Annotated in this window: 12 protein-coding genes; all 12 read right to left on the bottom strand. The window is 35.5% G+C overall.

Annotated elements, in window-relative coordinates; all coding sequences use genetic code 11:
- Window positions 1-328: transposase (locus tag Megvenef_RS03650; protein ID WP_322776028.1), on the bottom strand; the 328-nt coding region annotated here is incomplete at its 3' end.
- Window positions 329-417: 89 nt separating this feature from the next.
- Window positions 418-789, bottom strand: a complete 372-nt coding sequence (locus Megvenef_RS03645; RefSeq protein WP_322776639.1) for a nucleotidyltransferase domain-containing protein — start codon at window positions 787-789, stop codon at window positions 418-420.
- A complete protein-coding gene (gene queA, locus Megvenef_RS03640) occupies window positions 786-1,817 on the bottom strand; it encodes a tRNA preQ1(34) S-adenosylmethionine ribosyltransferase-isomerase QueA (RefSeq protein ID WP_322776638.1) in 1,032 nt (343 codons plus the stop codon). The genes Megvenef_RS03645 and queA overlap by 4 nt, the downstream gene beginning before the upstream one ends.
- 89 nt (window positions 1,818-1,906) lie before the next feature.
- A complete protein-coding gene (gene mdh, locus Megvenef_RS03635; protein WP_322776637.1) occupies window positions 1,907-2,854 on the bottom strand; it encodes a malate dehydrogenase in 948 nt (315 codons plus the stop codon).
- Window positions 2,855-2,880: 26 nt separating this feature from the next.
- Window positions 2,881-4,272, bottom strand: a complete 1,392-nt coding sequence (rho, locus tag Megvenef_RS03630; RefSeq protein ID WP_322776636.1) for a transcription termination factor Rho — start codon at window positions 4,270-4,272, stop codon at window positions 2,881-2,883.
- Between the two features lie 250 nt (window positions 4,273-4,522).
- Window positions 4,523-6,022 carry a carboxypeptidase M32 gene (locus Megvenef_RS03625; RefSeq protein ID WP_322776635.1) on the bottom strand — a complete coding sequence of 500 codons (1,500 nt, stop codon included), beginning with the start codon at window positions 6,020-6,022 and terminating at the stop codon, window positions 4,523-4,525.
- A gap of 18 nt (window positions 6,023-6,040) precedes the next feature.
- Complete coding sequence (locus Megvenef_RS03620) at window positions 6,041-6,793, bottom strand: ABC transporter ATP-binding protein (RefSeq protein WP_322776634.1); 753 nt, start codon at window positions 6,791-6,793, stop codon at window positions 6,041-6,043.
- Window positions 6,790-7,650 (bottom strand): ABC transporter permease, encoded by an 861-nt coding sequence (locus Megvenef_RS03615; protein WP_322776633.1) that lies wholly within the window; start codon window positions 7,648-7,650, stop codon window positions 6,790-6,792. Before Megvenef_RS03615 ends, Megvenef_RS03620 begins: the two co-directional genes overlap by 4 nt.
- The gene (locus Megvenef_RS03610; protein ID WP_322776632.1) at window positions 7,650-8,582 is read right to left on the bottom strand and encodes an ABC transporter substrate-binding protein; all 933 of its coding nucleotides are present in this window, start codon (window positions 8,580-8,582) and stop codon (window positions 7,650-7,652) included. The genes Megvenef_RS03615 and Megvenef_RS03610 overlap by 1 nt, the downstream gene beginning before the upstream one ends.
- Window positions 8,579-9,601, bottom strand: a complete 1,023-nt coding sequence (locus Megvenef_RS03605; RefSeq protein WP_322776631.1) for an ABC transporter substrate-binding protein — start codon at window positions 9,599-9,601, stop codon at window positions 8,579-8,581. Before Megvenef_RS03605 ends, Megvenef_RS03610 begins: the two co-directional genes overlap by 4 nt.
- Window positions 9,602-10,044: 443 nt before the next feature.
- Entirely contained in the window at window positions 10,045-10,323 is a 279-nt protein-coding gene (locus Megvenef_RS03600; protein WP_322776630.1) for a hypothetical protein, read from the bottom strand.
- 197 nt (window positions 10,324-10,520) lie between these two features.
- Window positions 10,521-11,894 (bottom strand): vWA domain-containing protein, encoded by a 1,374-nt coding sequence (locus Megvenef_RS03595; RefSeq protein ID WP_322776629.1) that lies wholly within the window; start codon window positions 11,892-11,894, stop codon window positions 10,521-10,523.
- Window positions 11,895-12,052: the final 158 nt, after the last annotated feature.

Genomic DNA, 12,052 nt, shown 5'->3' with positions numbered 1-12,052 from the left:
CTTCAGACACATCAAGATCTTGCTGCAAATATTCATAACCACAAAAATATTGCCAATAAATATTTTCCTTTAGCTCTTCCTCCGTAAACGAATCAGAACCGTTGTACATAGCTTGAAGCATTGATAGTGCTAGCATTACTCTATGATCTTTCTTATTTCTACCAAATTGCTTGATTTCAATGTTAGGCAATGCTCTGGCTTCAAGTTCAGACCAATTTACTAAATCCCTTAGTTTATATAACTTGTTTTTAGGATTTAGTTTTGTAGATAATTTCTCTTCAAATAACCTTTCTTGTTTTTGGAGAAAAGTAATATTTTCTATAGGCATAATTTTAAAATCCGTAAGCTTTATGCGGTAATTATACCATTTTCTTATGGATTTTGTAAGCTGTTTATGACATGAAACCCCTTGTTAATTCAGGCGGGGAGAGTTTTGACGGAGGGACTAGGTAGATAAGTAGATTTTGAAAATTGATTGGTTTTGGCTTTAATAAAGTTTGGATTTGTATGGAATATGGTTAAATCTTTTTCAATAAGCCATCTAAAGTCTTCTTGAATATCAAACCAAGAAATAATATTAACTGGAATAGATATATTTGAGTCTTTAAGTTCTTCTTTCAAAAAAGCTATTATGGATTCTGATATTGTTTGATCTACAACATACAAATCAAGCTCTAAAAATTTCTCCTCTCTACCTTTTACCCTTGATCTATAGGTATAAAAACTATAGGGATATTTTTTTAGAATTTCGCTAATTATTTGTAAATATTTGCTTGAAATATGAATCATTTACTTGTCTTTCTTTCAATCATCATTGCATCACCATAGCTAAAGAAGCGCATTTTATTATCTATAGCATATTTGTAAATATTTTTCATCTCTTCATAACCAGCAAATGCACAAACCAACATAAATAGGGTTGATTTTGGTAAATGAAAATTGGTAATAAGTACGTCTGCTATCTGAAATTTATAACCAGGCGTTATAAATATGCTAGTCTCTTTTGAGCCAGCAAAGACCACTTTATTGTCTGAACAAGATTCTAATGTGCGCATTGCTGTGGTACCGACAACTATCACTCTTCTACCATCTTTTTTGGCTTTATTAATTTTATCAGCCGTTTCTTTTGGCACTTCACACCATTCTGAGTGCATTTTATGATCAGCAATATTTTCCGTCTTAACTGGCAGAAAAGTTCCAGCACCAACATGAAGAGTTACAAACACCATATCGATATTTTTAGCAATAATTTTCTCCATTAGCTCAGAGCTAAAATGTAAACCTGCTGTAGCTGCCGCGACAGATCCTTTGGGCTCGCTATAAACATTTTGGTACCTATCTACGTCCTCTTTTTTAATCTTAGACCTTTTTATATATTGAGGAAGAGGCACCAAACCATATTGGTCTAAAAAGTCAAATAAGCTTATTCCTTCAAGATAAAACTTTATCTCAATTTCACCAAATTCAAGCTTCTTCTTTATTTTTAATTTATGCTTACCAAAGCTAAACTCCTCTCCTTCGTCTAATTTTCTTGACGGACGAGCAAAACCAAGCCATATATTATCCCCAATAGGTCTGTTCAAATTAATATTGATTTCTTTATTATTTTTTTTCAAAATCAACTTAGCATTAATGACTCTGCTATTATTAAAAACTAGCAAATCTCCAGCCACAAGGTAATCGGGCAAATTATAAAACTTTACTATCTGAGACTTAATAGGTGACGGAATTAGTAAATTAGAATGATCTCGAAGGTCGGATGGTTCTTGAGCAATCAACTCTTCTGGTAAATCAAAATCAAAATCAGAAAGTCGCATAGTTATTTTATCCTTAAAGAAAAACTCGCCGCTCAAATTAAAAACGACGAGTTATAAATCAATTCACAATATATAAAAAATCAGGCTAATTACAACTTAATAGAATTTATTAGTTCTTTCACGCTATTTACTGATTTTTTAAAGTCAGCCTTTTCTGAATCGTTAAGCTTAATTTCGACAATTTTCTCAACACCATTCTTGCCGATGACAACAGGTACTCCAACATAAATGTCCTTTTCGCCGTACTCACCATTTAAGTAAGCAGCACATGGCATAATTTTGCGCTTATCAAACAGATAGCTCTTTGCCATGTCAATCGCTGAAACAGCAGGAGCATAGAATGCAGAACCAGTTTCTAGGAGAGTTACAATCTCACCACCACCATTACGCGTACGCTCAACAATAGCATCAATTTTGCCTTGCGTACTCCAACCCATTTTAATCATGTCTGGCACTGGAATACCGCTAATTGTTGAATAACGAGTCAACGGTACCATTGTGTCACCATGACCGCCCAACACAAAACTATTCACGTTTTCAACAGAGACTTTAAATTCCTCAGCTAAAAAACAATTAAAACGAGCGGAATCAAGAACCCCAGCCATACCAACAACCTTTTGAGGAGGTAATCCACTTTCTTTTTGCATTACATATACCATCGCATCAAGAGGGTTGGTAATTACAATTACAAAGGCTTTAGGCGCATATTGTTTAATACCTTGTGCTACCGTCTTGATAACCCCAGCGTTTATCGCAACCAAATCATCTCTACTCATTCCTGGCTTTCTTGCAATACCAGCTGTGACAATCACAACGTCTGCGCCAATAATGTCTTTGTAGTCAGCAGTACCGCTAACCGAGCAGTCTGAATTATCAATGGTAGCAGACTGAGCAATATCAAGAGCTTTACCTTTAGCTTTACCGCCAGATAAATCAAATAATACAACATCTCCAATAGCTTCTCTAGAAGCAATATGAGCTAATGTCCCTCCAATATTACCGCCACCAATTAATGCAATCTTTGGTCGTTTTACCATAAAATCCTCCTTAAAAATTTTTGTTTCTATGAATTCATCGTGTTAAAAAACTCAGCATTAGTTTTTGTCTCTTTAAACTTTCCAAGCAAGAATTCCATAGCATCAACAGTGCCCATTGGATTAATAATACGTCTAAGCACCCACATTTTAGACAATATCGAACGATCAACTAGTAATTCCTCTTTTCTAGTTCCTGATTTCGTAATGTCAATTGCAGGGTAAACTCTTTTATCAGCAATTTTACGATCGAGAACAATCTCAGAGTTACCAGTTCCTTTAAATTCCTCGAAAATTACTTCATCCATTCTCGAACCAGTTTCAATTAATGCAGTTGCAACAATTGTCAATGATCCACCATTTTCAATATTACGCGCTGCTCCAAAAAACCTTTTCGGTCTCTGAAGAGCATTCGCATCTACACCACCAGTAAGTACTTTTCCTGACGATGGTACAACAGTATTATACGCCCTTGCAAGTCTAGTTATCGAATCCAATAGTATCACAACATCCCTCTTATGTTCAACTAGACGTTTTGCCTTCTCAATAACCATTTCAGCAAGCTGAACGTGCCTTGCCGCCGGTTCGTCAAAGGTAGAACTCACTACTTCTCCTTTCACAGAACGTTGCATATCGGTTACCTCTTCTGGCCTCTCATCAATAAGTAAAACTATAAGGTAAACTTCTGGATTATTCGTCGTAATTGCATGGGCAATGTTTTGTAGCAAAACTGTCTTACCAGTTCTTGGAGGAGCAACTATTAAAGCCCGTTGTCCTTTACCCATGGGAGCAACCATTTCAATTGTTCTTGTGCTGTAATCTTTGTTTTCATTTTCTACTTCCAGCATCAATTTTTGATCTGGATACAGAGGGGTTAAATTATCAAAATGTACTCTATGATACGCCTTTTCATTATCCTCGAAATTAACTTTGTTAACTTTCAAAAGAGCAAAATATCGCTCACCAGATTTTGGTGCTCTAATCTGCCCTTCAACGGTATCCCCTTTCTTTAGACCAAAGCGACGAATTTGGCTAGGTGAGACATAAATATCATCGGGACCAGCCAAATAGTTCGCGTCTGGTGATCTTAAAAACCCAAAGCCATCTGGCAAAATCTCAAGCACCCCTTCACCAGAAATTTGTCCACCATGCTCAACAATTTTCTTCAAAATTGAGAAAATCAACTCTTGCTTTAACAACGAGCTAACATTCTCTATTCCAAGCGACTCCGCTTCAGCTTGCAACTCTTCTGGTGATTTCTTTTTAAGCTGCCTTAAAGTAACTTTAATACCATTACTTTCCTTGCTTTCATTAGCTAATTCATCTTGATATAACTCGTCATTGTCAATTATTTCAGATGGCTTTATTTTTTGAGAAGGTTTATCAGATTTCTTTTGAATTTCTTTTCTTTGTGTAGTCATTAAATTATACTTTAAAAATTAAAATTAGGATTGTTATTGAAGAATGTTTGAGCGATCGTACAAACGCAAGATACTACTTTAACTATAAACATATTAGGGGAATAGGCAAAACGTCGAAACCGCTAAGCCCAAGCTTAGGTCTATAATTAGCAGTGATAGGGGTTCATGTCAAGTTATAATAGTTAAATCCAATTTAAATCAGGCTATTTTAAGTTTAGGATAACACATTGTGCCCTGTATTAACTCTTGATTATAGATACTTGTCTTGTAAGTAATCAATGAACATGTTTGGTTGCACTGAATCATGACCTGTAGATGCTTTGAGTAAATCGGCTGAAAGCTTACTACTGCCATATTGTCTTAAGTTATCATTCAGATACTTATTTAGGCTTTGGAAACTGCCTTTATTCAACTCGGAGTCTATTTCTGAATATTTGCCTTTTGCTGCTCGCATAAGCATGTTAGCTATTATTGCTCCATTTGTATAAGAAGGAAAATATCCAAGCCAACCTGAAGGCCAGTGAATATCTTGCATACACCCGTCGCTATCCGTTTTAGGAACTATTCCTAAATATTGTTGCATTTTGCTATTCCACAATTCTGGTAACTCGGCTGCTTTCATATTATCTTCCAGAATAGTTTTTTCGATTTCAAATCTCAGAATAATATGTAACGGATAAGTAACTTCATCTGCATCAACCCTTATAAAGCTAGGTTTTACTCTAGTTACTAATTTATATAAATTTTCTTCGGAATATTCTGGTCCAGAAAATGCAAAGTCATCTTTGAGTAATTTAGCCAAAAATTGCGTAAACTGTTGGCAAGTTCCGGCCTGCATTTCCATAATTAAAGACTGGCTTTCGTGAAATGCCATACCAAGAGGCCCTCCAACCGGCTGATTGCGGTACTTGGCTGGCAAATTTTGTTGATAAAGCCCATGCCCTGTCTCATGAATAACTCCAAACAAACTTGAGATAAAGTTATTTTCATCATATCTTGTCGTTAGCCTTACATCATCATTTGAACCAATACAGAACGGGTGTACTGACTTATCCAAACGACCACGATCCATATTAAATCCCATTGTCTCCATTATTTTTAAACCAATAGCCCTTTGCGATGCTTCATCAATTGGTTTTGAAAGAGCTATTACTTTTTCCCCTTTTTGCTTTTGGATTATTTTTTCAGTTAACGCAGGCAATTGGGCTTTTAAAACATTAAAAACATCACTAATTTCTGAGCTAGTCCTTCCTGGGTCAAAAGAATCAATTAACACATCCATAGAGGATTTTTTTAGTTTTTGCGACTGAAGATCAGCAATTTTTCGAACAGCATTGAACACCCTATCAAGGTAAGGTATCAGTAATTTAAAATCATTGTTCGCCCTTGCTTGGCGCCAAGCAAACTCACTTGCGCTTGATGCTAGGCTGAATTCGTGCTGAATATCAGAACTAATGCATATTTGACTATCATAAGATTTCTTAGTAAACGCCAGATTGGATTTCTGCCATTCGTCTAAATAATCAACTTCATCTTGAGACGCATCGATCAGTTGGCCAATTTTTCCAGAAGTGCTCATCTCGTGAATAACAGCTGAAAATGTTGCTATTTCCTCATTCCTACTAGCTACGGACTCTTTTGGTAACCCAGTAGCAGCATCCCAATGAGCAATCATGCCAATATTGCGCATATGCGTAATTTTTGCTAACTCTTGCTCTAATCTCTGATAATTATCTGTTTTTGATGCCATAACTAAAGTTAAGTAATTTTATAAATCAAAATATTTCACAAGGTCTGCAGATGACAATCCTTTGCGCTCTGACCCTTGCATATCTCTGACAAGTTCGCCATGATACATCATAATTGTTCGATCACCATATTCAAGAGCTTGAGTCATACTATGAGTAATCATTAAAGCTGTCAACTTGTGCTTTTTTATGATTTTATTCGTTAATTGCATAATATTTTTGGCAATTTTTGGATCAAGCGCTGCTGTATGTTCATCTAGTAATAATATTTTTGAACCAAGTAACGTTGCCATAATCAAGCTAAGTGCTTGCCTTTGACCTCCAGAAAGCGATGATACTTTATCCTTCAATCTATCCTCAAGACCTATATCAATAGTAGATAAGGCCTCTTTAAACTGGTCTCGCAAAAATTTATTCAAACAAACAGACAAACTACGCTTGGCACCACGCTTATAAGCTATTGCCATATTTTCTTCAATTGTTAGGTCTGCAAATGTTCCTATCATGGGATCCTGAAACACACGAGATACCATACCAGAACGGTTTTCTACCGACATGCTTGTTACGTCTAGTTTATCAATGAAAACTTTACCACTGGTAGGAATTAGGTTTCCTGAGAGAACATTCATAAGCGTAGACTTACCAGCTCCATTACCTCCTATGATAGTCACAAATTGCCCGTCCATTACTTTAAGATTAATGGACCTCAGAACATGGTTTTCTATTTTCGTTCCTTTATTAAATACTACATCTATCGCCTGCAATTCTATCATATGATCCTCACGCTTCTTTTCTTTTTTAGCTTGCTGGCAATCATAGTAAGCGCAACTAACAAAGCTGTAATCAGGTTTAAATCAGAAGCCTCCAATCCAATGTCATGTGCATTCAGAGCAAAAGCTATTACAATACGGTAAATTATTGATCCTACAGCACACGTAACTAAACCTACCCAAATCCTCTCTGGATGCAACAACGCATCTCCGATAATTACAGAGGCCAATCCAACAATAATTGTTCCCATGCCCATAGAAATATCAGCGAAGCCCTGGGACTGAGCAAAAAGCGAACCAGCAAGTGCAACTATTGCGTTGCTAATACTAAGTGCTACAATTTTCATCAGACCAACTTTTATGCCATAAGCACTGCTGACCTTTGGGTTAATACCTATTGCTCTAACAGCCAAACCAAATTCAGAAGCAAAAAATCTGGCAAGCATAAAAATACTGATAATTGTTACAATCAATATTGTTATTATTATAGACCAATTTTTAAATACTGTAGCAGAATCAATAATAGCAATATTTGGCCGTCCCATAATCCTAAGATTGATTGAATATAAGGCGGTCATAGTCAGTATTCCCGCTAAAAGACCAAGTATTTCCCAGCGGACATTTAAATATCCCGTTACCATACCCGATAGACTCCCTGCAAAAATGGCAGAAATCGTTGCAAGATATGGATCATATCCAGCAAAAATCATTGCACTACTCACTGCGGCTCCAAGCGTAAAACTACCATCAACAGTTAAATCAGGGAAGTCTATTACTTTAAAAGTGATGTAAACACCAATTGCCACAAGCGAATAAATAAGACCTATCTCAATCGCTCCCAATAGCTGAAGTTGATTCATTAGTTCTCTCCCCTTTTTATATTTTCTGGTATCACAATACCAAATTCCCTAACCACTTCATCATTGATTTTTAATTCTTTGATGTTTGTATTTTGTATATTTTTCTCAAGTTTTTTACCTTCGATTAGGTCAGCAATCATATTGCCCAGTTGCTCACCACTTCTGAAATAATTAGTACCAAGAGCCATCATTACTCCTTGGTCTACTAAAGTTGGATCATTCGCAATAAGAGGAATTTTATTAGCCTTGCTCATGCTTACCATGCTTGCAAGCGCCGATACCACCGTGTTATCTTGTGGTATATAGATCAAATTTACTTCCCCTATTAGTTTATTAAATGCGTTTTTAATGTCATTAGAGTTGGTGATCGCTATTTTTTTGAGAATTATGTTTCTATCTTTCAGTACCTTTTCTAGTCTCTCAACAGTTTTAATAGAATTAATCTCACCATAATTAAATATCACTCCTATATTTTTTATATCCGGAAAAATTTGTGTTATCTTCTCTATCAACTCTTCTATTGGAGGATTATCAGCCACCCCAATTATGTCAGCACGGTTTGTCAGATTTATTGCTTCAGGGTCACTTACGGCGAGAAATGCCAACGTTGAAGTATCTGTCTTGGCTTTCATCAGAGTTTGAGCCGATGGCGTAGCAATTGCCACCATAAATTCTGGTTTAGCTGAAGCTTGATGTTTTGCAATTTGTGCACTATTACCAATGTTACCCTGAGCATTTGCCATAATAATTTTTACTTTATTTGGTAAAATATCTCTTTCTTCCAAACTTTTAACTAATCCATTATATGCAGCATCAAGGGCAACGTGTGAAACAAATTGATTGACTGTGATAGTTACTTTATCTTCTGCAATACTAGGGCAGATAAACCCTAGTATTGTTATAATCATTACAATAAAAAATCCTTTTTTCATTTTTCCCCTACTATATCTGTTTTAATACCAAGCAATTCATTTGGCACTTCTATTCCCATAGAATTTGCTGTTATTTTGTTAATAAAAATTTGTGCTTTTTCAGGCTTGTCGACTTTAATTAGCTTTTCTCCCTTAAGAACACGAGCTAATATTTTACCTGCAGTCCTCCCAACTTCGTATTGAGTATAGCCCATACAAGCCAAAACTCCCTGCTTTACCGAATCGGGATCACTGGAAAATACTGGCAGCTTATGCTGTCTTGATAATTGAACCAGCTTTGGCATCGATGCAAATACTGTATTATCTGATGGAATATATATCGCATCAACTTTACCAACAAGTGCACCAAAACTTTGTACTATTTGATTCGAGCTCGCCATGTGAGAGTCTATATATTCTAACTTACCTTTAATAGCTTCCTTTAAAAGTTCAATTGTTTTTACAGAATTTGCCTCGCCTGTATTATATAAAAAGCCTATTTTCTTTATCGAAGGAACAATTGAAAAAATTAAATCTATTTCTTCCTTAATAAGAGGATAATCTATTGCGCCACTTATATTTTTTGTAGCAATTGCAAGGTCAGAAACTAAACCAGCGGCTACAGGGTCAGTAACAGATGAAAACACTACTGGTATACCTGTATTTACCGCAACTTTAACGACAGCTTGCGCAGATGGTGTAGATATCGGAACAATCGCATCTGGTTTGATAGAAGCAAACTGCCTGGCAATCATCAAAGCATTAGCAATTGATGATTGAGCATTCTTTTCTATCACTTCTAAGTTTTTACCTATTTCAAACCCATTGTCTTTAAGTGCATCGATAATACCTTCTTTAGCCCTTTGCAAAGACGGATGCTCAACAATTTCAGTAATAGCTATCACCTTTTTCTGGCTGGCATGAGCACTGGTTATAGTAAAAATTAGAATGACTAGCAGTAATGTTGATATATTCAGCAAGTTAAGCAGAATGCTTATGTTGGCTAGATTGGATTTTGTGTTAAGTCTAAGTGGTTCCATTTTGTTTTCCTATTCGTTCTAGTGGTTATATTTTTTGTTAAATGACTGGCATAAGCGCAGTAGCCATAAGGCATGAAAAATTGATAATATGAGCTAAAGCCCATAAATCGAGAAAACCCGAATAGGAAAGAGTTTTTAATCATGTCCAAATTAGTGGTCATTACAAAAGTATAAATTAATTTACAACCGCTTTGCACTTTAACTGAAGTAAAGTATTTAGTCAACCTGATATGTATTAAGGAATAGAATCTCGTATATGCAAAATACTAGTCATCCTGAATTTATTGCAGGATCTTCTTTCGGCGCGAGATCCCGGATCAAACCCGAGATGGCCGTTTATACAATTTAATTCACCCTTCAAGCACACTTTTTGCTATTGCACAAGTTCTTGCTCAACATGACAGTAAAGATAATACAGAAGCCATCCACTATTGAGGATTAGATTATTGGCTTGAGTCTTCAAGAAGAATATTATCACCACCAATTTGGATCCCTTCCTCATGAATAGATCTATCAAACGTATCAAAACTTTCCGTAGGCCATTGAATGGAGTATGGTTCTCCATCAATTATTACTTTTGTATTAGTAGGTATTAACTGTGAACCAATTCCCACTTGCCCTTCTACTAGTGTCATTTGATACAATTTTTGGGAATCCAATAAAAATTGAACCACTTTGCTACTAAGGCTAAGACTCTTCGTATATTGCCCAAATTCAGACATATCTGATATAGAATCTAGTTTAATGTGAGTACATCCACCTTCTAACGATAAAGTAGTAAAGAAATTCAGATTTTTACCACCGAGCTCAAGGGTAAAAATCTGGAGATTATTTAGTTGTTCTTTTGTTGTACGAGCGGTATCTATAACTTGTCTTTCAGTAACAACTTTACAATTATCCTCTCCATCAGTAAATACTATTAAAGCGTAGCTAGCGTATTTACTTCCCCTAATTTAATGCTACCAAGGCCAGAAAATTGATCATACATTGTGCCCAGTAGATTTGTATTCCCACCTGCAGTAAAAGCTTTGATATACGAACCAAGTCTTACCAAATCTTCAACTTTATTGTTCGTTGATTCAAATACCTCGCTTGAGTATGTGCTATTAAATTTGGTTATAATAATCGTCCAATCTTCAGTAGTGTCTACAATTTTCTTAAGAATAATTCTTAATTTTTCTTTACATAATGTTAATTCAGACTCCATACTTCCACTAACATCCACAGCTATATTAAATAGGGACTTGGTTCCTACTAAAGCTTTATCTGTTTCTTGAGAATCACTAACAGCATTATATAATCCAATTGGTTTCAGCATTAGCTTATTATCGTCCCTTGTTGGTTGGAAAATCATTGGAGCTATTTTTGATCCTATATAAAATTGTAAATGCTCTAGGTTGACAGAATAGGTATTACCAGAACTCATCAGCTTTGCTATAATAGGCGAAGACTCACTCAGACTTAAATACCCCTTTTCTTGCATAACTTGCATAAATCTAGCCGTATTAAACTTGGCTGTCACTGTTTTATCCACGCGAGCTACACAAAAGACATTTTGATCCGGTAATAAATCCGTGTCTTCTAAAAGATCAAAATCTTCTTCTTGGGTTATTAGGCCAACTTTTCGATCAAGAATTTTCTTTATATATTCAGGATGATTTAAAGCAAACCCAATTAGCTTAGCTCCTGATTCAATACGCTCAGCAACTGTTTTCGATTTTGACTGCGTGGTTGAAGATACTATACGATAATCAGTTTCTTCAAAAGGTTGAAGGCCTAATCTTTCTATGCATTCAGGAGTAATAATATTGTGAAGTAATTTATTTGGAGAAGATGTAGTAATCACTTCAAGATCTTTATTTCCTTCCTCTGAAAGAGCTTGATACTGCACGTCAGAACCAGATTTATCTACGTTTTCGGTAGTAATCACTCCAAGACCTTTATTTACATCTTCTGAAAGGGCTTGATACTGCACGTCAGAATCAGATTTATCTACGTTTTCGGTAGTAATCACTCCAAGACCTTTATTTACATCTTCTGAAAGGGGTTGATACTGCACGTCAGAATCAGATTTATCTACGTTTGTGGGGGTTACACCCTTAACAGCTCTCCAAAGCTTACCAGCAAAATCTAAAGGAGTCTCTATTAACGATTGGAGATATTGGACAATTCCTTCTTGTGCGGTAAACTGTACAAAAGGCTGTTCTATATTTGATACTGTTATCTTATCTGAATTAGTCAGAGTTTTGAGCAAATCCTCAACTTTATTCTCTTCTGTTGTATGTTTTGACATTATTATTGCTCATAAGTTTTATTTATAATAATTTAATGAAACCTCATTTATTTATTTCTGTCAATAGGATTAGTTGGGTTACTAATTTTTATTTATTTTTTATCTCATCATTCATTCTATCTTTCACTAATTTGCGATAATGATCTTTAATCAATGAT

The organism is Candidatus Megaera venefica, assembly GCF_034554655.1.
In the GTDB taxonomy this organism is placed as follows: Bacteria; Pseudomonadota; Alphaproteobacteria; order Rickettsiales; family Rickettsiaceae; genus Megaera_A; species Megaera_A venefica.
Note: the sequence above shows the minus strand (reverse complement) of the source record. Positions and strands in the feature narration are given on the sequence as shown.

Excerpts from the sequence above, each read along its gene's own strand:
- Megvenef_RS03645 (WP_322776639.1), bottom strand. The coding sequence starts at position 789 with ATGATTCATATTTCAAGCAAATATTTACAAATAATTAGCGAAATTCTA.
- queA (WP_322776638.1), bottom strand. The coding sequence starts at position 1,817 with ATGCGACTTTCTGATTTTGATTTTGATTTACCAGAAGAGTTGATTGCT.
- mdh (WP_322776637.1), bottom strand. The coding sequence starts at position 2,854 with ATGGTAAAACGACCAAAGATTGCATTAATTGGTGGCGGTAATATTGGA.
- rho (WP_322776636.1), bottom strand. The coding sequence starts at position 4,272 with ATGACTACACAAAGAAAAGAAATTCAAAAGAAATCTGATAAACCTTCT.
- Megvenef_RS03625 (WP_322776635.1), bottom strand. The coding sequence starts at position 6,022 with ATGGCATCAAAAACAGATAATTATCAGAGATTAGAGCAAGAGTTAGCA.
- Megvenef_RS03620 (WP_322776634.1), bottom strand. The coding sequence starts at position 6,793 with ATGATAGAATTGCAGGCGATAGATGTAGTATTTAATAAAGGAACGAAA.
- Megvenef_RS03615 (WP_322776633.1), bottom strand. The coding sequence starts at position 7,650 with ATGAATCAACTTCAGCTATTGGGAGCGATTGAGATAGGTCTTATTTAT.
- Megvenef_RS03610 (WP_322776632.1), bottom strand. The coding sequence starts at position 8,582 with ATGAAAAAAGGATTTTTTATTGTAATGATTATAACAATACTAGGGTTT.
- Megvenef_RS03605 (WP_322776631.1), bottom strand. The coding sequence starts at position 9,601 with ATGGAACCACTTAGACTTAACACAAAATCCAATCTAGCCAACATAAGC.
- Megvenef_RS03600 (WP_322776630.1), bottom strand. The coding sequence starts at position 10,323 with ATGTCTGAATTTGGGCAATATACGAAGAGTCTTAGCCTTAGTAGCAAA.
- Megvenef_RS03595 (WP_322776629.1), bottom strand. The coding sequence starts at position 11,894 with ATGTCAAAACATACAACAGAAGAGAATAAAGTTGAGGATTTGCTCAAA.